The organism is Variovorax flavidus (assembly GCF_030317145.1).
GTDB classification, from domain to species: domain Bacteria; phylum Pseudomonadota; class Gammaproteobacteria; order Burkholderiales; family Burkholderiaceae_C; genus Variovorax; species Variovorax flavidus.
The window spans coordinates 1,332,892-1,353,768 of sequence record NZ_JASZYE010000001.1; the positions used below are offsets into that span (position 1 = coordinate 1,332,892).

Annotated in this window: 23 protein-coding genes; 10 read left to right on the forward strand and 13 right to left on the reverse strand. The window is 65.3% G+C overall.

Annotation, left to right across the window (positions count from 1 at the left end):
• Positions 1 to 2 precede the first annotated feature (2 nt).
• Positions 3 to 479: a VOC family protein gene (locus QTH90_RS06440; RefSeq protein WP_286663669.1), complete on the forward strand. Its 477-nt coding sequence runs from the start codon at positions 3 to 5 to the stop codon at positions 477 to 479.
• A 9-nt stretch (positions 480 to 488) separates the two neighbouring features.
• On the opposite strand, the gene QTH90_RS06445 is transcribed toward QTH90_RS06440, so the two are convergent.
• The 6 genes from QTH90_RS06445 to QTH90_RS06470 are packed head-to-tail and all read right to left on the reverse strand — an operon-like array spanning position 489 to position 6,003.
• A complete protein-coding gene (locus tag QTH90_RS06445; RefSeq protein ID WP_286663670.1) occupies positions 489 to 1,409 on the reverse strand; it encodes a sugar kinase in 921 nt (306 codons plus the stop codon).
• A 17-nt stretch (positions 1,410 to 1,426) separates the two neighbouring features.
• The gene (locus QTH90_RS06450) at positions 1,427 to 2,074 is read right to left on the reverse strand and encodes an RraA family protein (RefSeq protein ID WP_286663671.1); all 648 of its coding nucleotides are present in this window, start codon (positions 2,072 to 2,074) and stop codon (positions 1,427 to 1,429) included.
• A 34-nt stretch (positions 2,075 to 2,108) separates the two neighbouring features.
• A complete protein-coding gene (locus tag QTH90_RS06455) occupies positions 2,109 to 3,083 on the reverse strand; it encodes a C-terminal binding protein (RefSeq protein WP_286663672.1) in 975 nt (324 codons plus the stop codon).
• Between the two features lie 17 nt (positions 3,084 to 3,100).
• Complete coding sequence (locus tag QTH90_RS06460) at positions 3,101 to 4,117, reverse strand: TRAP transporter substrate-binding protein (protein ID WP_286663673.1); 1,017 nt, start codon at positions 4,115 to 4,117, stop codon at positions 3,101 to 3,103.
• 43 nt (positions 4,118 to 4,160) lie between these two features.
• Positions 4,161 to 5,450: a TRAP transporter large permease gene (locus QTH90_RS06465; protein ID WP_286663674.1), complete on the reverse strand. Its 1,290-nt coding sequence runs from the start codon at positions 5,448 to 5,450 to the stop codon at positions 4,161 to 4,163.
• Between the two features lie 13 nt (positions 5,451 to 5,463).
• Positions 5,464 to 6,003, reverse strand: coding sequence for a TRAP transporter small permease (locus QTH90_RS06470; protein ID WP_286663675.1), 540 nt, complete (start codon positions 6,001 to 6,003; stop codon positions 5,464 to 5,466).
• A gap of 121 nt (positions 6,004 to 6,124) precedes the next feature.
• Here QTH90_RS06470 and QTH90_RS06475 point away from each other — a divergent pair, with 121 nt between their 5' ends.
• Positions 6,125 to 6,775 carry a GntR family transcriptional regulator gene (locus QTH90_RS06475; protein ID WP_286663676.1) on the forward strand — a complete coding sequence of 217 codons (651 nt, stop codon included), beginning with the start codon at positions 6,125 to 6,127 and terminating at the stop codon, positions 6,773 to 6,775.
• 11 nt (positions 6,776 to 6,786) lie between these two features.
• Here the strand turns inward: QTH90_RS06475 and QTH90_RS06480 are convergent, their stop codons facing one another.
• From QTH90_RS06480 to QTH90_RS06500, 5 genes are all read right to left on the reverse strand, one after another.
• Positions 6,787 to 7,632 (reverse strand): IclR family transcriptional regulator, encoded by an 846-nt coding sequence (locus tag QTH90_RS06480; RefSeq protein WP_286663677.1) that lies wholly within the window; start codon positions 7,630 to 7,632, stop codon positions 6,787 to 6,789.
• A gap of 95 nt (positions 7,633 to 7,727) precedes the next feature.
• Positions 7,728 to 8,447, reverse strand: a complete 720-nt coding sequence (locus tag QTH90_RS06485) for an SDR family NAD(P)-dependent oxidoreductase (protein ID WP_286663678.1) — start codon at positions 8,445 to 8,447, stop codon at positions 7,728 to 7,730.
• Positions 8,448 to 8,458: 11 nt separating this feature from the next.
• Positions 8,459 to 9,442, reverse strand: a complete 984-nt coding sequence (locus QTH90_RS06490; protein WP_286663679.1) for a tripartite tricarboxylate transporter substrate binding protein — start codon at positions 9,440 to 9,442, stop codon at positions 8,459 to 8,461.
• A 65-nt stretch (positions 9,443 to 9,507) separates the two neighbouring features.
• Complete coding sequence (locus tag QTH90_RS06495; protein ID WP_286663680.1) at positions 9,508 to 10,242, reverse strand: SDR family NAD(P)-dependent oxidoreductase; 735 nt, start codon at positions 10,240 to 10,242, stop codon at positions 9,508 to 9,510.
• Positions 10,239 to 10,766, reverse strand: a complete 528-nt coding sequence (locus QTH90_RS06500; protein ID WP_286597829.1) for a 2,4'-dihydroxyacetophenone dioxygenase family protein — start codon at positions 10,764 to 10,766, stop codon at positions 10,239 to 10,241. Before QTH90_RS06500 ends, QTH90_RS06495 begins: the two co-directional genes overlap by 4 nt.
• A 246-nt stretch (positions 10,767 to 11,012) precedes the next feature.
• On the opposite strand from QTH90_RS06500, the gene QTH90_RS06505 reads away from it, so the two are divergent.
• The 8 genes from QTH90_RS06505 (at position 11,013) to xylB (ending at position 19,884) form a co-directional block, all read left to right on the forward strand.
• Complete coding sequence (locus QTH90_RS06505) at positions 11,013 to 12,320, forward strand: ABC transporter substrate-binding protein (RefSeq protein ID WP_286663681.1); 1,308 nt, start codon at positions 11,013 to 11,015, stop codon at positions 12,318 to 12,320.
• Positions 12,321 to 12,441: 121 nt separating this feature from the next.
• Positions 12,442 to 13,299 carry a carbohydrate ABC transporter permease gene (locus tag QTH90_RS06510; RefSeq protein ID WP_286663682.1) on the forward strand — a complete coding sequence of 286 codons (858 nt, stop codon included), beginning with the start codon at positions 12,442 to 12,444 and terminating at the stop codon, positions 13,297 to 13,299.
• A gap of 10 nt (positions 13,300 to 13,309) precedes the next feature.
• Entirely contained in the window at positions 13,310 to 14,134 is an 825-nt protein-coding gene (locus QTH90_RS06515; protein ID WP_286663683.1) for a carbohydrate ABC transporter permease, read from the forward strand.
• A 27-nt stretch (positions 14,135 to 14,161) separates the two neighbouring features.
• Positions 14,162 to 15,193, forward strand: a complete 1,032-nt coding sequence (locus tag QTH90_RS06520; protein WP_286663684.1) for an ABC transporter ATP-binding protein — start codon at positions 14,162 to 14,164, stop codon at positions 15,191 to 15,193.
• Between the two features lie 7 nt (positions 15,194 to 15,200).
• On the forward strand, positions 15,201 to 16,619 hold the full coding sequence (gene dalD, locus QTH90_RS06525; protein WP_286663685.1) for a D-arabinitol 4-dehydrogenase: 1,419 nt from the start codon (positions 15,201 to 15,203) through the stop codon (positions 16,617 to 16,619).
• On the forward strand, positions 16,616 to 17,404 hold the full coding sequence (locus QTH90_RS06530) for an L-iditol 2-dehydrogenase (RefSeq protein WP_286663686.1): 789 nt from the start codon (positions 16,616 to 16,618) through the stop codon (positions 17,402 to 17,404). The genes dalD and QTH90_RS06530 overlap by 4 nt, the downstream gene beginning before the upstream one ends.
• Before the next feature lie 23 nt (positions 17,405 to 17,427).
• Positions 17,428 to 18,366, forward strand: a complete 939-nt coding sequence (locus QTH90_RS06535) for an AraC family transcriptional regulator (RefSeq protein ID WP_286663687.1) — start codon at positions 17,428 to 17,430, stop codon at positions 18,364 to 18,366.
• A 9-nt stretch (positions 18,367 to 18,375) separates the two neighbouring features.
• Positions 18,376 to 19,884, forward strand: a complete 1,509-nt coding sequence (xylB, locus tag QTH90_RS06540) for a xylulokinase (RefSeq protein WP_286663688.1) — start codon at positions 18,376 to 18,378, stop codon at positions 19,882 to 19,884.
• Here the strand turns inward: xylB and QTH90_RS06545 are convergent.
• Both QTH90_RS06545 and QTH90_RS06550 read right to left on the reverse strand, forming a co-directional pair.
• Positions 19,854 to 20,411, reverse strand: a complete 558-nt coding sequence (locus tag QTH90_RS06545) for a hypothetical protein (protein WP_286663689.1) — start codon at positions 20,409 to 20,411, stop codon at positions 19,854 to 19,856. The two genes, xylB and QTH90_RS06545, sit on opposite strands and share 31 nt — an antisense overlap.
• A gap of 13 nt (positions 20,412 to 20,424) precedes the next feature.
• Entirely contained in the window at positions 20,425 to 20,661 is a 237-nt protein-coding gene (locus QTH90_RS06550) for a hypothetical protein (RefSeq protein ID WP_286663690.1), read from the reverse strand.
• Between the last annotated feature and the right edge of the window lie 216 nt (positions 20,662 to 20,877).

The window sequence follows — 20,877 nt, forward strand, 5'->3', positions numbered from 1 at the left end:
CGATGCAAAAGATTGCGCCCTTCCTCTGGTTCGACGGCAAGGTCGAAGAGGCGATGACGTTCTACACGTCCATCTTCAAGAACTCGCGCGTCAAGGACGTCATGCGCCAAGGGGAAGGCGGGCCCGGCCCGAAGGGCTCCGTCATGGGCGCCACCTTCGAACTCGAGGGTCAGGAATTCATGGCCCTCAACGGCGGCCCGATGTTCAGCTTCACACCCGCCATCTCCTTCTTCGTGCGCTGCGAGACGCAGGAAGAAGTCGATGACTTCGCGGCGAAGTTGTCATCCGACGGGGGCGAGATCCAGCCCTGCGGTTGGCTGAAGGACAAGTATGGGCTGTCGTGGCAGATCGTCCCCACCGCGCTCGGCGCGATGCTCCAGGACAAGGACCCTCAGAAGGCCAGGCGCGTCATGGAGACGATGATGAAAATGAAGAAGCTGGACATCGGCCTGTTGAAGCAAGCCTACGAAGGGCGCTGATCGCGACCGTCATGCGGCGAGCGCGGCCCGTACCTGCTCCGAATGAGGGATCGGCTCCACTGCACCGTAGCCCTCGGTGGAGAGGGCGGCAGCCGCAGTCGCATAGCGCGCAGCCGCCTGAAGATCATCACCGGCGACAAGCCGCGCCAGCAACGCACCTCCAAACGTGTCGCCAGCGCCCGTCGCATCCACCGGCTTGCACGGATGCGGCGCCAGGCGAAAGCGCCTGCGCCCATCGTCCATCAGCGCTCCTTCCGCCCCGAGCTTGAGCGCCACGGTCTTCGCGCCCAGTTGAAGGCAGAAATCGGCGAGCGCATCCGGATCTTCAAGGCCACTGATGGCGCTGATGTCCTCGAAGCTGGGCAGGCAGATGTCGCACTGGCGGATCAGTTCACGCATCACCGCCCGCGCGCGCGCCAGCGGCCACAGCTTCAGCCGCAGGTTCGTGTCGAAGGAGACCTGCACGCCCGCTTCCTTCGCCATCTCCACGGCAGCGAAGCAGGTGTCGCATGCCGAATCGGAAATCGCAGCCGAGATACCGGACAGGTGCAAGACCTTCGCCTGTGCGATCTTTTCGCGTGACAAGTCCTGTGGCCGCATCTGGCTCGCAGCGGAGCCCCGGCGGAAAAAGCTGAAGTGATGGCCCTTGGCGTCGTGGTTGACGAAGTAGACGGCCGTGAAGCCTTGCGGATTCGTCGCGACGCCGCCGTGCTCGACACCTTCGCGCTCCCACAGGTCGCGCAGCATGCGACCGTACACGTCGTCCCCCACCGCCGACAGGTAGCCGACGCTCGCGCCTTGCCGGGCCGCGGCAATGGCCGCATTGGAGGTGTCGCCGCCGAAGCCTTGCAGGTAGGAGCGACCGCCGCCCTCCCCCGTCTGGTTGAACTCCACCATCGGCTCGCCGAGGGCGAGGATGTCGGTTGTCACGCGCTGGGCCCTCCCCTTCAGATGCGGCCGTACTTGGCCAGACCCTTGCGCAGCGACTTCTCCGCAATGATCAGGCGAGCCTGCTCCAGTTCGCGCGCATCGATCTCGATGGACATGTCCAGCACTTCCTGCGCCTTGCCCTGGGGCACCACCACGACGCCGTCGATGTCGGCCACGATGATGTCCCCCGGATGGACGACCACGCCGCCGACTTCCACCGGCACCTGGGATGCAACCGTCTTGAAGCGGCCCAGGGTCGTGCCTGGGCTGATCTCGCGGGCATAGACCTGGAAGCCATAGTCGCGACGAATCTCGCCCAGGTCGCGCACGCCGCCGTCCAGGATCGCGCCCGCATGCTCGTTGGCCACGGCACCCGCCGTCATGAGGCCGCCCCAGACCGCCACGTCGGGTTCGCCGCCCGCGATGGAAATCACGATGACGCTGCCCCGCGGCGCCTCGTCGATCAGGTCCAGCGCGTGTTGCGGTGGCAGGAATTCATCCGTTGCCGCTTCGAGCACGGTGGCCGCGGGGCCGACCACGCGCTTGTCGTTGATGCGCGGCTTGATGCTGGCGTCCATGTAGCCGCGCCTGCCGCACACCTTGTCGACGGCATCGGCCACCGAGGCGACCGCGACGGTCTGAAATCCTTCGATCAGTTCTTTCATTCTTCAGCTCCTTAGATCCCAAACAAGATTCGATTCAGCGGTTCACCCAATGACGCGGCGGCTCGCCGCGCAGGATGCGCACCGCTTCTTCCGCTGTCTTGCGCTGCAGTTCGCGCATGGCCTCCTCGCTGTACCAGCCGATGTGATTGCTGACGGCGACGTTGTCCAGCGCGAAGATCGGATGCGCCGGGTCCGGCGGCTCCTGCTCGAACACGTCGAGCCCCGCGCCGAGGATTCGGCCTTCTGTCAGCGCGCAATGGAGCGCATCCAAATCGACCAGCCCGCCCCTCGAGGTGTTGACCAGGATGGCCGTCGGCCGCATCAAGGCCAGCCTGCGGGCATCGATCAGATGCCGCGTCTGCGCCGTCAACGGCACATGCAGCGACAGCATGTCGACCTCGCGGCAGATGTCGTCCACGCTCGCTGCTTCCAGTCCCGGCGGCAGTTCGGCGTGCGGGTCGTTCACCAGCACGCGGCCGAAGCCGAAGCCGGCGAACTTCTCATGCGTCATGCGGGCGATCCGACCAAAGCCGATCAGTCCCAGCGTACGGCCGCGCAATCGATACATCGGCTTGAGCACGCCCGTCGACCATCGCCCGGACCGTACCTCGGCATCGTGCAACTGCAAGCGCCTGACGACGGACAACGCAAGAGCCACCGTCTGCGTGCTGACTTCATCGGTCCCGTAGTCGGGCACGTTCGCCACCACGATGCCGCGCTCGCGCGCCGCCACGAGGTCGATGTTGTCGACGCCGATTCCGTAGCGAACGATGGCCTTGCAGCGATCCATCGCATCGATCACCCGCCGCGGAATGGGAGACTCCCTCACCAGCACGACATCCGCGCCGCGCACCGTTCGCAAGGCCGCTTCTTCCTGGGCGCGGCAGGGCTGCACCTCGAAGGATGCGCCCGCCTCGCCGAGCAGGCGGATTTCCTGGTCGTACGACGCGTAGCCGTCGTCGAGGGCGACCACGCGGTACGGCAAGGCGCCGGCCCTTCGCTCGTTCACGGTCGCCGGCTCCGACATCATTGGCGCGAGCTGTCCGCGGCCTTCACCAGCTTTTCCGTCCATTCCTTGCTGACATCGGCCTCCAGGTACTTGCGCACTGCAGGTTGCGAGGCCTTGCGGAAGCGATCGACCTCCGCAGCGCTGAGTTCAGTGACCGTCATGCCCTTTTCGCCCAGCACTTTCTTGGCCGAGAGATCCTGCTCGCGTGTCATGTCGCGGTGGATCTTCTTCGCCTTCTCGACGCCTTCGTCCACGGCCTTCTTCTCGGTGGGCGTGAGGCTGTTGTAGAAGCGGTCGCTCACCAGATAGGCATGAAGGCTGTAGACGTGGCCGTCGAGCGTGACGTACTTCTGGTGCTGGTAGAGACTGGCGGCGAGGATGTTGGTCACGCCGTTCTCCTGGCCATCGGCCGTGCCCTGTGCCAGCGCCGCGGGCAGTTCGCCCCAATCGATGGCCGTGGGGCTGCCGCCGAGCGCCTCGACCAGCTTCACGAACACCGGGCTGGGCTGCACGCGCATCTTCAGGCCCTTCATGTCGTCCGGCGCCTTGATGGGATGCTTTGAATTGGTGAAGTGGCGGATGCCGTTGTCGGCGTAGGCCATCAGCCGAATGCCGGTCTTCTTTCGCATGTCCTCGGCCAGCTCCTTGCCGAACGGACCGTCCAGCACCGCGTAGGCATGCGCATGGTCGTTGAACAGGTACGGCAGCCCGAAGATGTTGAAGGTCTTGTAGACACCGGGGATGCCGCCGTCATGCACGACGGCCAGTTCCACGCTGCCGAGGCGCAGCCCCTCCATCATCTGCTGCGCGGTGCCGAGCTGGCCTGCGGGGTAGATCTCGACCTTGATCGAGCCATTGGTGGCCTTCTCGACGTGCTCCTTGAACGCGAGCGCGGCCACGTGCTTCGGCTGGTCGTTCTTGGCCGGCTGGAAATGCGCGTACTTCAGGACCTTCTCCGCATGCGCCTGCGAGGCTCCGAATGCGACCAGCATGGCCGCAGCCATGGACAAGAGGGAAAGGCGTCTTCTGTTCATCTTGATGTCTCCTGTGTGCAAAGCGGTCGAATGATTGAGAGGCTCAGTTCCTGTAGCCCAGCAGTCCCGGCAGCCAGGTCGAGAAGCCCGGGACAAATGTGAGGAGTGCCAGCACGAGCAGCAGCGCGACCAGCATCGGCTTGGCCTCGCGCACCATGGGCCCCATGGAGACGCCCGAGACGATGGATGTGACGAACAGCAGCCCGCCGACCGGGGGCGTGATCATCCCGAGCGTGAGATTGACGATGACGACGATCGCGAAGTGCAGCGGATTCAGGCCGGCCGCATCGGCCAGCGGCGCCAGGATCGGCACCATGATCATCACGCCGGGCAGCGGCTCGATGAAGATGCCCACCAGCAGCAGCAACACGTTGATGGCAATCAGCAGCGCGATCGGCGCCAGGTGCATGCCCGCGATCCAGGCTGCAACGGTCTGCGGGATCTGGCCCACCGTCAGCACCCAGGCGAACACCGCGGACGTCGCCACGATGAACAGCACCGACGAGGTCATCAGCGCGGTACGGAAAAGGATCGCCGGAAGCATGTCCATGCGCAGCGTGCCGTAGACGAAGCGACCGACCAGGAATGCGTAGAGGACTGCAGCCGCGGAGGCTTCAGTCGGCGTGAAGATGCCGAGGTGAATGCCGCCGAGGATGATGAAAGGCAGTACCAGCGCCGGCAACGCTTTCACGAAGAGCCGAAGAATCGGCGTGTGGTCGATCAGCGCCTCGGAGCTTCGGTAGTTGCGTCGCACGCTGATGGCGTGATTCACTGCCGCCAGCGCGCCCGCGATGAGCAGCCCCGGCACGACACCGGCGAGGAACAGTCCTGTGATCGTCACGCTGTTGTCGGTCAGCGCGTAGACGATCATGATGATCGACGGCGGAATGATCGGCCCGACGATGGCGGTGGAAGCCGTCAACGCTGCGGCATAGGCAGGGCTGTAGCCGGCCTTCTTCATCATCTTGATCAGCATCGCGCCGGGCCCCGCGGCATCGGCCAGCGCGGAGCCGCTGATGCCCGAGAAGAACGTCAGCGTCAGGATGTTCGCGTGGCCCAGGCCGCCCCGCCGACGACCCACGAGCCGCGCCGCGAAGTTGAGGAGCACATCCGTCAACGCGCCACCCGACATCAGTTCGGCAGCGAGGATGAAGAACGGGATCGCCAGCAAGGGAAAGCTGTCGAGGCCGCTGAACAGGTTCTGCACCACGATCAGGCCGCTCAGGCCCGGCTTCATGGCGACGGCGGCGAGCCCGGCAATCAGCATCGCGAAGGCGATCGGCGCCCCCAGGATCATCAGGCCCAGGAAGCTGATGGAAAGAACGGCAGTCATGCTTGTGTCCGCCTCAGAGTGCCTGTGGGTCGAAGCCCTCGACCTTTTCCCACTCGCCGGTGCCGATCCAGCGCCGCGCCACCAGGCCGAGGTGCACGAGCATGAGGGCTGCACCGATGGGCATCGCAAGGTAGACCTTGCCGAAGGACCAACCCAGCACCGGTGTCTCCTGCTCCCAGGCAAATTCCGAGTATTCGACGCCGAGCCAGATCAGCACCAGCAGCGTGACGGCGAGCACCAGCACGATGAGCGCGCGCAGCAGGCGTGCGGCACGCGGCGGCAACGCGCCGGGCAGCGTGTCGATGGCGATATGGCCGCCCACCCGCAGGGCGACGCCGGCGCCGAGGAAGGCGGACCAGATCATCATGTAGCGGGTCGCCTCCTCCACCCATGTGAAGGAATACGAGAACACGTAGCGCGAGATCACGTTCGCGATGACCAGCACGGCCATCGTCGCCAGCAACAGGATCAGTGCCCAGCGATTGGCAACCAGCAGCCGCTCTTCCCAACGGCCAATGCTCGGTGTGCCCAGCGACGCTTGTTCGATTGCCATGTGTCTCCTGCTCGTTTTGCCGGCTTGTGTGTCGCCGTGTTCGATGTATCGTATCTGGTATCTCAGATCCGACATCCTCGATAACCCCTACACTTGAGCAAGCCGGAACACGGAGCACCCCATGAACGCCCCCCTACATTTCGAGCGACCGCAGTTGCTCACCGATCTCGCCTACGACCGCTTGCGCGAGGGCATCGTGGCCGGCGAGCTGAAGCTGGGAGAGCAGGTATCGGAGGCCCAGCTGGCGCAACGGATGGGCATCAGCAAGACGCCGGTGCGCGAAGCGCTGGTGCGGCTCAAGATGGAAGGCCTGGTCGACATCTATCCGCAGCGCGGCACTTTCGTGTTCAAGCTCACGCCCGAACAGGTGGGGCAGCTATGCCGTTACCGCGCCATGATCGAAATCGCCGCCCTGCGCGAGGCGGCCACCACCCAGCCGGAAGTGCTGATGGAGCGCATGCGCAAGCACATCGACGAGATGAAGGCCGCCGAAGCGGCGCACGACGTCGATCGCCTTTCGCGCATCGACATGAACTTCCACTACGAGTTCCTGGCGTGCTGCACCAACGCCTACCTGCGCGGTGCCTATGAACTCATCCGGTATCAGCTGATCGCGCTGCGCCACCGCTCCCCCATCGAGAACATGGTGCCCAGCCACCAGATCCTGCTCGACCTGCTGGAGCAAGGCGACATCGATGGCACCTGCACGCAACTGCACGAGCACGTGCTGGAGAACGAAGCGCGCTACAGCGCGGCCTGCGGAGTCGCCTGAGCCCGGCGACGCTAGAGCACGTCGCCGGATGAAAGCGACGGCGTCTGCACGATGCGCTCCGAGATCACCCGGCAGGCCTCGAGCAATGGCGCCACGTAGGCTTGTTCCGGGTCTTCCTTCTGGCGAAACATGAGCGTGCTGACGCTGATGGCAGCCACGGGCACCCCGCCCGCTCCGCGGATCGCGGCGCCGAAGCAGAAGATGCCCGCCTCGTTTTCCTCGTTGTCCACCGACCAGCCCCGCTCGCGCGTCTGGTCGATCTGGGCGCGCAGCGCCGCCGGCTCGACCATGGTCTTCTCGGTGTACCGCGGCATGGGCAGACCCTTGACCAGGCCCTTGAAGGTCTTGTCATCGAGGGCAGCCAGATAGGCCTTGCCCACCGCCGTCGAGTGCAGCGAGACGCTCGTGCCGATGCGAGACGCCATGCGCACCGCGCTCGGGCTTTCGAGCTTCTCGATGTAGACCATGCTTGTGCCGTTGGGCACGGCAAGGTGCACTGTCTCGCCAGTCAGGTCGCGCAGGCGCTTGAGTTCGTCGACGGCAGCCAGCCGCAGTTCGGACCGGCCCCAGCTGCGGCTCGCAAGCTGGATCAGTCGTGGGCCGAGCGCCAGGTTCGCGCTGTTCTGGTTTTCCACCAACAGGCGCTCGGCGATCAGCGCCGCAACGATGCGATGCACGGTCGGCCGCGGATAGCCGCTCGCACGCATCAACGCACCGACGTTCACCGGCTCCTCGGCATCCGCCACCAACTGCAGCACGCGCATGAACTTGGAGAACGCGGCGGTGCCTGCGACCTTCGCCTGGACGGACTCCTCGGCGGGCGATGACGTGGCAGGAGAAGACCGGGGAGCGGGCATAGGACGAGCAGTGAGACCAGCGACTGAAGAAAGGACCGTAGAGGCCCGGTCATTATCCCCGTGCCATTCACGCCGCCCGCCTTGCGCCATCGTCCTCAGGCCACCATGTAGCCGCCGTCCACCGGCAGGATCACCCCTGTCATGAACGATGCCGCGGGAGTGCACAGGAACATTGCCGCGCGCGCCACGTCGTCCGGTGTGCCCCAGCGCCCCAGCGGCGTGCGCGCCAGGATCGGGCCGGCACGCGACGGGTCGTCCTGCAGCGGCTTCGTCAGCGGCGTGGCGATCCAGCCCGGCGCCACTGCATTGACCCGGATGCCGTCCGCCGCATAGCTGATGGCGAGCGACTTGGTGAGCTGTGCCACACCGCCTTTGCTGGCCGCGTAGCCGGGAACCAGGCCGCCGCCGAAGAAGCTGAGCATGGAAGCGGTGTTGACGATGCAGCCCCTGCTCGCCTTCAGGCGCTCGCGCGTCATGGTGCACACGCGCATCGTGCCCGTGAGGTTCACGTTCAGCACCTTCTGGAAGACCTCGAGGTCATGCTCTGCCCCGCGTTGGATGATGCCCGCGCAGTTGAAGACGATGTCGAGCCGGTCGATGTCGGCCAGCGCGCCTTCGAGGCTTTCGACCGAGGTCACGTCGGCCTGCCTGACCTCGACCGCCGCGTCCAGCGTGCCGTCGCCGGCACCCAGGCCGAGGGCCGTCACCTCCGCGCCGAGCGCGGCAAGGTGGTTGGCGATCACGGCGCCGATGCCCTGCGTGGCCCCCGCCACCAGTGCCCGCTTGCCCTTGAAGAGTTCTGCCTGATAAGTCATGTCGCGCGTGTTCAGTTCTTGATGTCCAGCTTGCCCATCAGCGTCTTGAAGTAGGCGCTGTCCTTGGCCATGACGGCCTTGAACGCGACGTCGTCGGCGTAGGCGAAGCCCAGGTTCTGCTTCTCCAGCACTTCGCGGAAAGCGGCTTCGTCCGAGGCCTTCTTGCTCAGGTCTTTCAGGTACGCGACGACTTCCGGCGGCGTGTTCTTCGGCGCCGCAATGCCGCGCCAGGTGCCGATGGTCAGGTCGATCCCGCGCTCCTTCAGCGTCGGCACCTTGTCGAAGCCCTTCACGCGCTGGTCGGCCATCACGGCCAGCGTCTTCAGCTTGCCGGCCTGCACGTAGGTCGTGACCTCGGCCGGGCTCACAGCCACGGCATCGATGTGTCCACCCAGCAAGGCGAGCACGGCGGGGCCCGCGCCCTGGAACGGCGTGTGATTGAACTTCACGCTGGTCTTGTCTTCGAGCGCGGCCGCCGCCAGGTGCCAGATCGATCCGTTGCCGGCGTTGCCCATGCTGAGCTTGCCGCTGTCCTTCTTGGCCGCCGCAAGGAACTCTTCGATGGTGTTCCATGGCGCATCGGCGCGCACGGTGATCGCGGCCTGGTCTGCGTTGAGACGTGCGATGGGCGTGAGGTCGTCGTACGTGAACTTCGCGAGGCCCATATGCGGCAGCGTGGTCAGCTCCACCGTGACGACCGCGAGGCGATAGCCGTCCGGCTTGGCGTTGATCACGTCCTGCCAGCCGATGGCACCGCTCGCGCCGGGCTTGTTCACGATGATCATGCTCTGCGGCATGTGCTTGCGCGTGGCGTCGGCGAAGGCACGCGCCAACGCATCGGTGCCGCCGCCGGGCTGGAAGGGCACGACCAACTCGATCGGCTTGGTGGGAAAGTCTCGCGCCTGGGCCGAGGCCTGGCCGGCGGCGAGCACTGCTGCGGCGGGCAGCATGGACAGTACCGCGAGGCGGCGCAGGTTTTGTGCGAATCGAATCATGGGATGTCTCTAGTGGTGTTGGAAAGTGGGATGGCATTGCGCACAGTGAGCGCTCCGCCGCGAAGTCAGTAGGTTGCGCGTCCGCCCGAAAGGTCAAAGATGGATGCGGTGTTGAAGGTGCATGAACCCGAACACAGCCACGCCACCATCTCGGCCACCTCAGCGCTTTCGCCGAGACGCTGCATCGGGCTCTTGTCGATCATGGTCTGAACGTGCGCGGGCGACATCTGCGCCAGGATAGGCGTGCGCACCGCGGCCGGCGCGATGGCGTTGACGAGGATGCCGGTCGCAGCGAGTTCCTTGCCGAGCGACTTGGTCAGCGCCAGCACACCCGCCTTGGCCGCGCTGTAGGCCGAGGCATTGGGCGTGCCCTCCTTGCCCGCCAGCGACGCGATGTTGACGATGCGCCCCTGCCCCGCTGCGCGCAGGTGTGGCACCACCGCGCGGCACACGTTGAAGGTGCCGACGAGATTGACGTCGACGATGCGCCGCCAAGTGAGCGGGTCGTAGGCATCGACCGGCATCGTCGGTCCCGCGAACCCCGCGCTGTTGACCACGAAGTCGATGCGTCCGAAGCGCGTCACGGTCTCCCGCGCGGCGCGTTCGACGCTGTCGAGATCGGTCACGTCGACCTGCCACGCATCGTCGTCGGCGATTGCCGCCATGTCCCAGACGGCGACACGCGCGCCGCAGCGCCGCAGGTGCGTGACGACCTCGGCGCCGATGCCGCTCGCGCCGCCCGTGACGATCGCCACGGCGCCGGCGAAGTCGTAGCTCGCGCCGCCGTAGTTCTCCTTCATCGAATGAACTGCTTGGTGAAGTCGGCGCCGAGGCCCACTGCTTCGAAATGCTTGCGGCACATGTCGATCTTGGTGAACACGTCCTCGTAGCCCATCCCCTTGCCCCAAGGATCGGTGTAGTACATGACACCGTTCACCTGGAAGTACGTGATCATTTCCTCCACGTCCTCCGGCACGTACAGCGTATGGGTCTCCCCCGGCGGCTCGAACACGTAGCTGCCTTCGGTGGCTTCCCAGTCGTGCTCCAGGTAGCGCCAACGGCCCTTCAGCACGAACCCGTGCACCGCCTGGGGATGGCGGTGGCGGCTCAGCACGCCCGACTTGCGCACGCGCAGCAGGTTCATCCAGTAGCCCTGGCTGGCGTTCAGGCACAGCGGGCGAAACCACACGTTCTCCGCCTGCGGCACCCACAGCCGCTCGTCCGTCGGGATTGCATGGGGCACCACGATCTCCGGCAACGCATCCGGAGGATTGGGGTATTGGTAGGGGGTCTTCGGGTTGGGGTCGGAGTCATCGAGGGGCATATTGCAATCCGTCCATATTGTGGATGAGTGTCCATATTGTAGATTTCTTGAGCCTATTGCCTACCTGCGTAAACCCTGATCGGGCTTCGAGGCGCCCACATCCCTGCTTTCCGAAACTAGGGAAGTCACCGATCAACTGGTGCATCGAAGTATCGAAATGGGCTAAGCCAGTACCAAACCCGCAAGCCAGAGTCTCCAGAATCCGGCGACGGCGACCGCCTGTCGCTGACCACAAGGAGACAACTCATGAAGCGTTTTCTGAAGGCGGGCCTGGTGCTCGCGATCGCAGGCACCGGCCTCGCGCACGCCGCGACCGAACTGGTCATCGCCACCGTGAACAACGGCCACATGATCGAAATGCAGAAGCTCACAAAGTTCTTCGAGCAGGCGAATCCGGATATCAAGCTCAAGTGGGTGACGCTCGAGGAAGGCACGCTGCGCCAGCGCGTCACGACCGACATCGCAACCAAAGGCGGCCAGTTCGACGTGATGACCATCGGCATGTACGAGACGCCGATCTGGGCCAAGAAGGGCTGGCTGCTGCCGATCGCGACCGATGCCGCCTTCGACGTCGACGACCTCTTGCCCGCGATGCGCAACGGGCTCTCGGCCGACGGCAAGCTCTACGCCTCGCCTTTCTACGGCGAGAGTTCGATGCTCATGTACCGCAAGGACCTCGCCGACAAGGTGGGCTTCAAGATGCCCGAGCAGCCGACATGGACCCAGGTGAAGGAACTCGCAGGCAAGATCCACGACCCGAAGGCCGGTGTCTACGGCATGTGCCTGCGCGGCAAGCCCGGCTGGGGCGACAACATGGCGCTGCTCACGACCATGGTCAACACCAACGGCGGCCAGTGGTTCGACATGAGTTGGAAGCCGCAGATCGACACCAAGCCCTGGCATGACGCGATCAACTTCTACGTCGACATGATGAAGGCCTACGGCCCGCCCGGTGCGTCGGCCAACAGCTTCAACGAGAACCTCGCGCTCTTCAACGAGGGCAAGTGCGGCATGTGGGTCGACGCGACCATCGCCGCTTCGTTCGTGAGCGATCCCAAGCAGTCGAAGGTGGCGGACAAGGTGGCTTTCGCGCAGGCGCCGGTGGCGGTCACGCCCAAGGGCGCGAACTGGCTGTGGGCCTGGGCGCTGGCCATTCCTGCGAGCTCGCAGAAGGTGGATGCGGCGCAGACCTTCGTCAAGTGGGCAACCTCCAAGGACTACGTCAAGCTCGTCGCCAAGGAAGAAGGATGGGGTTCGGTGCCGACCGGCACGCGCAAGTCCACCTACGCATCGCCGGAGTTCATGAAGGCGGCCCGCTTCGCCGAGGCCGAGAAGAAGGCCATCGACACCGCGAACGCGAATGACAGCACCTTGCCCAAGTCACCCTACGTCGGCGTGCAATACGCGGCCATCCCCGAATTCCAGGCCATCGGCGTGGCGGTTGGGCAGCAGATGAGTGCGGCGCTGTCCGGCAAAGTCACGGTCGACCAGGCATTGAAGACTTCGCAGACCGCCGCCGAGCGCGAGATGAAAAAAGGTGGCTACTACAAGTAACCCACTCCCTCCCCGGCTGGGGGAGGGTCGGGGTGGGGGCGTGCAGCACCAACTGCGACGCGATGCCCCCATCCCGGCCCTTCCCCAAAGGGGGAAGGAGACAGAAGAAAAAGCCGCCGTCATGAACCGACTCCTGCCCCGCGCGCTGATGGCGCCCGCGGTGATCACGCTCCTGCTGTGGATGCTCGTGCCGCTGGCGATGACGATCTACTTTTCGTTCGTCAACTACAACCTCATGCAACCTGGCGAACGCACGTTCAACGGGCTGGAGAACTTCCACTACTTCGTCACCGACCCGGACTTCTGGCCCGCTGTGTGGAACACGCTGGTGCTGATCGGCAGCGTCATCATCATCACCGTGGGGCTGGGGGTGCTGCTGGCCCTGCTGGTCAATGAGCCTTTCCCCGGACGCGGCATCGTGCGCGTGCTGCTCATCTCGCCGTTCTTCGTCATGCCGACGGTGAACGCGCTGCTGTGGAAGCACATGATGATGAATCCGATCTACGGGATCCTCGCGGACCTCTGGCGCAGCTTCGGCGCGGAGCCAGTCGACTGGCTGACCGATGTGCCGCTGTTCTCCGTGATCATCATGGTGGCCTGGCAATGGCTTCCCTTCGCCTGCCTGATCTTCATCACCTCGCTGCAATCCCTCGACCGCGAGCAGATGGAGGCGGCGCGAATGGACGGCGCCACTGCCTTCCAGCGCTTCGGCTACCTCACCCTGCCCCACCTGGGCCGGCCGATGGCGGTGGTGATCATGATCGAGATGATCTTCCTGCTGAGCGTGTTCGCGGAGATCGCCGTCACGACCAATGGCGGGCCAGGCAACGAGAGCACCAACCTCACCTACCTGATCTTCAAGCAGTCGCTGATGAACTTCGACGTCGGCGTGGCTTCGGCCGGCGCGCTCTTCGCGGTGGTGCTGGCCAACATCGTGGCCGCCTTCCTGATCCGGATCATCGGCAAGAACCTCGACTGAGGGCACCGGCATGCAAACCGAAAACATCCTCTCCCTGGGCCTGCGCACCGTGGGCGCCTGGGTCGCGTCGCTGCTGCTCTTCTTTCCGCTGGGGTGGCTCGTGCTGACCTCGTTCAAGACCGAGCTGCAGGCAATCCACGTGCCGCCGCTCTTCATCTTCGAGCCGACGCTGGAGAACTTCGCGGAAGTGCAGCGACGCAGCGACTACCTGCTCTTCGCGAAGAACTCGCTCATCACGAGCGTCGGCTCGACCGTCATCGGCCTGCTCATCGCCGCGCCGGCCGCGTACTCGATGGCCTTCTTCCGCACGAAGCGCACGCGCGACATCCTGATGTGGATGCTCTCGACGAAGATGATGCCGGCCGTCGGGGCGCTGGTGCCGATCTATGTCATCGCGCAGACCGCGGGCCTGCTCGATACGCGCACGGCGCTGACCATCGTGTTCACGCTGTCCAACCTGCCGATCATGGTGTGGATGCTCTACACGAGCTACAAGGACATCCCGCCCGAGATCCTCGAAGCCGCTCGCATGGACGGCGCCAGCCTGTGGACCGAGTTCCGTCACGTGGTGCTGCCGCTGTCCATCGGCGGACTCGCCTCCACCGGCCTGCTGTGCCTGGTGCTGAGCTGGAACGAAGCCTTCTGGGCACTCAACCTCAGTTCCGCCAAGGCCGGAACGCTCGCGACGCTGATCGCCTCGTACTCCAGCCCCGAAGGCCTGTTCTGGGCCAAGCTGTCCGCCGCCTCGCTGATGGCCATCGCGCCCATCGTGGTGTTCGGCTGGTTCAGCCAGAAGCAACTGGTGCAAGGCCTCACATTCGGCGCCGTCAAGTAAACGAACACGCAAGACAGGGGACATTCCATGGCCTATCTCCAACTCGACAACATCCAGAAGAGCTTCGGCGACACACATGTCATCAAAGGCGTGAACCTGGAGATCGACAAGGGCGAGTTCATCGTGTTCGTCGGCCCCTCGGGCTGCGGCAAGTCGACGCTGCTTCGGCTGATCGCCGGCCTCGAGCCGATCACCAGCGGCAAGCTTTCGCTCGACGGCAAGGACATCACGCGCACGCCCTCGGGCAAGCGCGACCTCGCGATGGTTTTCCAGAGCTACGCGCTCTACCCGCACATGAGCGTGTACGACAACATGTCCTTTGCGCTCAAGCTGGCGAAAGTGTCGAAGGAAGTGATCAAGACCAAGGTCGACCACGCCGCGAAGACGCTCAACCTCACGCAGTACCTGAGCCGCACACCGAAGGAGCTTTCCGGCGGCCAGCGGCAGCGCGTGGCGATCGGCCGTGCGATCGTGCGGGCGCCCAAGGTGTTTCTCTTCGACGAGCCCCTCTCCAACCTTGACGCGGCGCTGCGCGGCAACACGCGTGTGGAGATCCACAAGCTGCACCGCGCACTCGGCGCGACCAGCATCTACGTGACCCATGACCAGGTCGAGGCCATGACGCTGGCCGACCGGGTCGTCGTGCTGCGCGACGGCCTGATCGAGCAGGTCGGCACGCCGATGGACCTGTACGACCGCCCGGCCAACCAGTTCGTCGCGCAGTTCATCGGCATGCCGTCGATGAACATGGTCGAGGCAAAGGCCATACCGAGCTTCTCGGCGTTGACGGGCGGACGGCTGCCGAGCGACGGCTTCCTCGGCGTGCGGCCGGAAGGCTTGCGCGTGCACCACGGACAGGGGACCGGCGCGCCCGCCCGCGTCGAGCTGATCGAGGCGCTGGGTGCCGACACGCTGATCCACATCGACGTCGGCGGCGTACCGCTGGTCGCACGCCAGAACGACCGGACCGACCTGCAGGCCGGCGACTCGGTGAACGTCGAGCTCGATCCTTCGGTACTCCACTTCTTCAATCGCGAAGGCCGCACGGTTGCCGCCTGAATCCGCCATGGCCGATTCCACTTCTTCCGATTTCGTGGTCCTGCACCTCGGACTCGGCTCCTTCCATCGCGCGCACCAGGCGGTGTACCTGCAGGAGCTGATCGAGGCCGGCGACCGGCGCTGGTCGCTGGTCGGCGCCAACCTGCGGCCCGACATGGCCGACGTCGAGAACGCCCTGCGCGCTCAAGGCGGGCGCTACACGCTGGAGACGGTTTCGCCAGCCGCCGCCTACCGCTACCAACGCATCGAATCCATCCGCGAAGTGCTCGCCTACGACGCGAACCTGACGGAGGTGATCGCCCGGGGCGCCGATCCACGCACGCGGGTGGTTTCGTTCACGGTGACAGAGGCGGGCTACTACCTCGACTCGAAAGACCATCTCGACTTCGGCGTCGCCGATCTCGCAAAGGACCTCGAGCGGGCGCGCAAGGGCCAGGCCGGAACCACGATCTACGGGGCCATCTGCGCGATCCTCAGCGCCCGCCGTGCGGCGAATGCCGGACCGATCACATTGCTGAACTGCGACAACCTCCGCCACAACGGCGACCGCTTCCGAAAAGGCCTGCTGGAGTTCATCGAGCGTGCCGGGCAACCCGAACTGCTCGACTGGGTGCGCAAGCAGACGAGCAGCCCCAATGCCATGGTCGACCGCATCACGCCCAGGCCGCCGCCCGAACTGCGCCAGCGCGTGTTCCAGGCCACAGGCTGGGACGACGCAGCGCCGGTGACCGGGGAAAGCTTCATCCAGTGGGTGATCGAGGACGACTTCGTCAATGGGCGGCCCGATTGGGGGCGTGTCGGCGTACAGCTGGTGGATTCGGTCTCGCCCTACGAGGAAGCCAAGATCCGCATCCTCAACGCGAGCCATAGTTGCATCGCCTGGGCCGGGACGCTGCTCGGCTTGCAATACATCCACGAAGGCACGCACATGACCTCCATCAGGCGAATGGCTTTCGACTACGTGACGGATGACGTCATTCCCTGCCTGCATTCGCCCGAGCGACCGAGCCCGGTCGACCTGCCGGCCTATCGCGACGTCGTGCTCGAGCGCTTCGGCAATCCCGCGATCCGCGACACCAACCAGCGGGTCGCGATGGATGGCTTCTCGAAGATCCCGGGCTTCATTGCGCCCACTGTCCACGAACGGCTGTCGCGCGGCGAGAGCATCGACAGCGTGGCGATGCTCCCGGCCCTGTTCCTCGCCTTCCTGCAGCGCTGGCACAAGGGAGCGCTCCCCTACGTCTACCAGGATCAGGGCATGGACGAAGCCGCGGCGCACGCCATCTGCGACGCGGCCGATTCGGTCGCCGCGATGAGCGCGGACCGGACGCTGTGGGGAGACACGGCCAGTGACGCGCGGCTCGCCGACGCGTTGCGCAGGGCCGACGCGCGCGTCCAGGCATTCATCCAGCGGGGTGGCAAATGACAAATCGTCTTGCGGGGCGCCATGTCCTCATCACGGGCGCCGGCGGCGGCATCGGGCTAGCGATCGCCGAAGCCTGCCTGGCCGAGGGCGCTTGCTGCACCTTGGCGGACCTGGCCGCGAATCCGTCCGATGGCGTACAGGCCCTGCGGCGCAAGCATCCGGACGCCCTGGCCTACGTCGAAACGGACGTCACCGACATGCCATCGGTCGGCGGCATGCTCTATGCGGCGCAAGCATCGCACGGCGCCATCCACACGCTCGTCAACAACGCCGCCCTCTTCGACATGGCACCGCTGCTGGAAAGCAGCGAAGCCTCGTACGACCGCCTGTTCGCCGTCAACGTGAAGGGCATGTTCTTCGTCATGCAGCGCGTGCTGCAGCACATGGTCGATGCCGGCGTGCAGGGCGGCGCGGTGATCAACATGGCTTCGCAAGCCGGTCGACGCGGCGAAGCGCTGGTGTCGCACTATTGCGCCACCAAGGCAGCAGTCATCAGCTACACGCAGAGTGCCGCGCTCGCCATGGCGCCGCGCGGCATCCGCGTGAACGCCATCGCGCCGGGCGTGGTCGACACGCCCATGTGGGGCCAGGTCGATTCGCTCTTCGCGAAGTACGAGCACCTCGCACCGGGCGAGAAGAAGCGCCGGGTCGGGCTCGAAGTCCCCCTCGGCCGCATGGGCAACCCCGACGACATCGCCGGCGCCGTCGTGTTCCTGGCCAGCGACGAGGCGCGATACATCACGGCGCAAACACTGAATGTCGACGGTGGTAATGTCATGAGCTGAAGGTGCATGAGAAGGACCCTTTCATGACATCGGTACGCCAACGACACCTGCCCCGGCACCGCGAGCCCGAACTCGAACGCGACATCACCCGCTCGCCCTCCCTTGGCTACGAGGCCCCTGAGGAAACGGGCCTCGTGCGCTGCCTGGCACACGGCTTTCCGAGCCCGCTGGTGCGCTGGCACTTCCACGAGGAGTACGAGCTGCACCTGATCACCGAGACCTCCGGCAAGGCGTTCGTGGGCGACTGGATCGGCCCCTTCCAGCCCGGCCATCTCGTGCTGTGCGGGCCGCGCCTGCCTCACAACTGGATCTCGCTCGACGCGCCTGAAGGCGGCGCAGCCGGCCGCGACCGCGTGATCCAGTTCAGGCACGAACCCATCGAGCGTGCCGCGGCCGAGATTCCCGAACTGCGCGAGGCGCTCCAGCTGCTCGAACGCTCGCGTCACGGCATCGAGTTCTTCGGCCTGGAGGATCGCGCCCTGGCGCACTGGGATGCGGTGAAGTCCGCACACGGCCTGCAGCGGCTCGCCCGCTTCCTCGAATACCTGGCCGACCTGTCCCAATGCACCGACTACCGCCTCCTCTCCAACGTGCAGATGCAGGGCGTGGAAGGCGACGCCGAGGTCGACCAGATCAACGTCATCGTCAACCGCATCACCGCCAACCTTGCCGAGCCGATCGTGATGGCGGACATCGCCAGCGAACTGGGCATGAGCGAGAGCCGTTTCAGCCGCTTCTTCAAGCGATCGACCGGCAACAGCTTCACCGACTTCGTGAACCGCGTGCGCATCAACAGCGCCTGCCACCTGCTGATGCAGACCGACCACTATGTGACTGACATCTGCTATCAGGTCGGCTTCAACAATGTCGCGAACTTCAACCGGCGCTTTCTCGAGATCAAGGGCATGACGCCGACCGAGTTCCGGCGCCAGAGCGACAGCCGCTTCGGCAGCCTCGCCTGAAAGACCGCCGTGTACCTCGGCCTCGACCTCGGCACTTCAGAGCTGAAGGCGCTGCTCCTGGACAAGGACCATCGCATCGTCGCCCTGGCCCGCGCAGCGCTCTCCGTGAACCGCCCCGCGCCACTGTGGTCGGAGCAGGCGCCCGTGCAATGGTGGGAGGCGCTCGAGACCGTCATGTCGGCGCTGCATCGAAGCAGTGCGCACGCCATGGCGGCCGTGCGCGCCATCGGGCTTTCGGGGCAGATGCATGGAGCCGTGGCCATTGATGCGGCCGGCGAGGTGTTGCGTCCCGCCATCCTCTGGAACGACGGACGGAGCGCCGCGCAATGCGAGGCACTCATGGCAAGTGTGCCGCGCCTCACCGCGATTGCCGGCAATCTCGCCATGCCAGGCTTCACCGCTCCCAAGCTGCTGTGGATGAAGGAAAACGAGCCGGATCTGTTCGCGCGGACGGCCCGCGTGCTGCTGCCGAAGGATTGGCTGCGCTACAGGCTGAGCGGCACGCTGGCGAGCGACATGTCGGATGCCTCGGGCACCCTGTGGCTCGACGTCGGCGCGCGCGACTGGTCCGACGAGCTGCTCATGGCCTGCGGGCTCGGTCGCCACCAGATGCCCAGCCTCGTCGAAGGCAGCGCGGTGGCCGGCAGGCTGAAGCCGGAACTGGCGGCCCGTTGGGGCCTGACCGCCGACATACCGATCGCGGGTGGCGGCGGCGACAACGCGGCCAGCGCCGTCGGCATGGGCCTCGTGGCGGCCGGCCAGGGCTTTGTCTCGCTCGGCACTTCGGGTGTCATCTTTGTCTGTGGCGATCGCTTCGCACCCGATCCCGAGCGTGCGGTGCACGCCTTCTGCCATGCGCTGCCCGGACGTTGGCATCAGATGTCGGTGATGCTGTCGGCATCGAGCGCGGTGAGCTGGGCTGCGCGCAGCTTCGGCCTCGGCAACGAGGCCTCGTTGCTGGCGGCTGCGGCGACCTTGAACGCCGAAGCTCGCAGCCGAGCCCCGCTGTTCCTGCCCTATCTTTCAGGAGAGCGTTCGCCGCACAACGATGCGAATGCGCAAGGCGTCCTCTTCGGACTGACGCACGCGCATGGACCGGCCGAGGTCGCCTATGCCGTGGTGGAAGGCGTGAGCTTCGGTCTCCGCGACGGTCTGGACACCCTCGACAAGCCGAGCGGTGATCTCGTTCTCGTCGGTGGAGGCGCGCGCAGTTCGTGGTGGGCGCAGTTGCTGGCCGACATCCTCGAGACGCCGCTCGCAGTTTGCGAGGGCGGCGAGGCTGGGGGTGCGCTGGGCGCAGCGCGGCTTGCGTGGCTGGCCGATGGAGCTTCGGAAGCAGAGGTCTGCCGCCGGCCGGATGTGCGACAGCGCTTCGAACCGAACCCGTCGCATTCCGCCACGTACGTGGCGCGCCATGCGCATTTCAAGGTGCTGTATGCGGCCCTGCGTCCGACCTTCAGCCCCACCGAACCATCTCGGGCCAAGCCCTATCCGAACGAGGTGCGCAGGCCGGCGTAGTCCGTGGGTCCGCTGCTCTCGGGCGGATTGCCCGTGGCCGACATCCAGGCAGAAATGCTGGGAAGCCGACGATCGAAGTAGTTGTGCAGGCGACCCCAGTTGCCGTCCTCGCCATGTCCTTCGGTCATTTCGAGTGCCTCGACGGCGATGGTGCGAAGGCTGCTCACCATGGCGAGCGAGCGCCCATCGAGCAGTTGCAGCGTCACCTCGCGCCCTTGCGCCAGAACCTCATGGAGGATCCGCCGGTGCACCGTGTAGTCGTCCCAGCTGCGCTTGCCGCAGGCGTCGTTCAGTTCGCGGAAGACCCAGTGCATGTTGTTCGCGAACATGGCCGCGACCTGGCCTGCCTGCCGCAGGCTCTCCTTCGAGGTCGCGGTCTGCAGCCGGACCGCCCACAGGATGGCCGCCAGAACACCCAGGGTCTGGACCCACGCGGCCCACTCGGATGAGGTGGAAGGCCGATAGAACCAGCCTGCGACAACCAACGCCACGGTGCCCGCGGCAATGGCCGCTCCTAGTTTTCGCATGGTTTCCCCAGGTTCAGGATCCGCGCATCTCGATCGTGCGCGGACCATCCTTGCCAAACATCTTCCGGATCGCCGCGACACCTGCGACCAAGGCATTGGCGTAGGTGTGATGAGGATCGCTCGCCGCTTCGATCGGCAGGTAGGGAAGCGCGTCCTCCAGGTCGTAGTCGGTAGCTTCCATCAATACCCAAAAGAACTCGCCCTCTTCGAGTTCCTGGACGGTGAGCGCGATATTTCGCAATTGCGACATGGAGTTAGCGGGGGAAGCCATGGATGGTGATAAGACAAAACGATCCTATTCACCCCTGCCGATAACGCCTAGCGACAATTTCACGAATCGTCACAAATGTGACCAGTCGTAATTAAATACGCAAATCCTGAAAATCCGCAAGTGGCACTTTGGGGCAATTTCTCCCGGGCCATCGCGCAAGCGCTGGCGCTGGGTCGGTGCGGAGCCTAAGCTAGC

Excerpts from the sequence above, each read along its gene's own strand:
- QTH90_RS06490 (WP_286663679.1), bottom strand. The coding sequence starts at position 9,442 with ATGATTCGATTCGCACAAAACCTGCGCCGCCTCGCGGTACTGTCCATG.
- QTH90_RS06450 (WP_286663671.1), bottom strand. The coding sequence starts at position 2,074 with ATGAAAGAACTGATCGAAGGATTTCAGACCGTCGCGGTCGCCTCGGTG.
- QTH90_RS06530 (WP_286663686.1), top strand. The coding sequence starts at position 16,616 with ATGACAAATCGTCTTGCGGGGCGCCATGTCCTCATCACGGGCGCCGGC.
- QTH90_RS06550 (WP_286663690.1), bottom strand. The coding sequence starts at position 20,661 with ATGTCGCAATTGCGAAATATCGCGCTCACCGTCCAGGAACTCGAAGAG.
- dalD (WP_286663685.1), top strand. The coding sequence starts at position 15,201 with ATGGCCGATTCCACTTCTTCCGATTTCGTGGTCCTGCACCTCGGACTC.
- QTH90_RS06545 (WP_286663689.1), bottom strand. The coding sequence starts at position 20,411 with ATGCGAAAACTAGGAGCGGCCATTGCCGCGGGCACCGTGGCGTTGGTT.
- QTH90_RS06505 (WP_286663681.1), top strand. The coding sequence starts at position 11,013 with ATGAAGCGTTTTCTGAAGGCGGGCCTGGTGCTCGCGATCGCAGGCACC.
- QTH90_RS06515 (WP_286663683.1), top strand. The coding sequence starts at position 13,310 with ATGCAAACCGAAAACATCCTCTCCCTGGGCCTGCGCACCGTGGGCGCC.
- QTH90_RS06495 (WP_286663680.1), bottom strand. The coding sequence starts at position 10,242 with ATGAAGGAGAACTACGGCGGCGCGAGCTACGACTTCGCCGGCGCCGTG.
- QTH90_RS06465 (WP_286663674.1), bottom strand. The coding sequence starts at position 5,450 with ATGACTGCCGTTCTTTCCATCAGCTTCCTGGGCCTGATGATCCTGGGG.
- QTH90_RS06475 (WP_286663676.1), top strand. The coding sequence starts at position 6,125 with ATGAACGCCCCCCTACATTTCGAGCGACCGCAGTTGCTCACCGATCTC.
- QTH90_RS06470 (WP_286663675.1), bottom strand. The coding sequence starts at position 6,003 with ATGGCAATCGAACAAGCGTCGCTGGGCACACCGAGCATTGGCCGTTGG.
- QTH90_RS06460 (WP_286663673.1), bottom strand. The coding sequence starts at position 4,117 with ATGAACAGAAGACGCCTTTCCCTCTTGTCCATGGCTGCGGCCATGCTG.
- QTH90_RS06480 (WP_286663677.1), bottom strand. The coding sequence starts at position 7,632 with ATGCCCGCTCCCCGGTCTTCTCCTGCCACGTCATCGCCCGCCGAGGAG.
- QTH90_RS06440 (WP_286663669.1), top strand. The coding sequence starts at position 3 with ATGCAAAAGATTGCGCCCTTCCTCTGGTTCGACGGCAAGGTCGAAGAG.
- QTH90_RS06520 (WP_286663684.1), top strand. The coding sequence starts at position 14,162 with ATGGCCTATCTCCAACTCGACAACATCCAGAAGAGCTTCGGCGACACA.
- QTH90_RS06485 (WP_286663678.1), bottom strand. The coding sequence starts at position 8,447 with ATGACTTATCAGGCAGAACTCTTCAAGGGCAAGCGGGCACTGGTGGCG.
- QTH90_RS06510 (WP_286663682.1), top strand. The coding sequence starts at position 12,442 with ATGAACCGACTCCTGCCCCGCGCGCTGATGGCGCCCGCGGTGATCACG.
- QTH90_RS06535 (WP_286663687.1), top strand. The coding sequence starts at position 17,428 with ATGACATCGGTACGCCAACGACACCTGCCCCGGCACCGCGAGCCCGAA.
- QTH90_RS06500 (WP_286597829.1), bottom strand. The coding sequence starts at position 10,766 with ATGCCCCTCGATGACTCCGACCCCAACCCGAAGACCCCCTACCAATAC.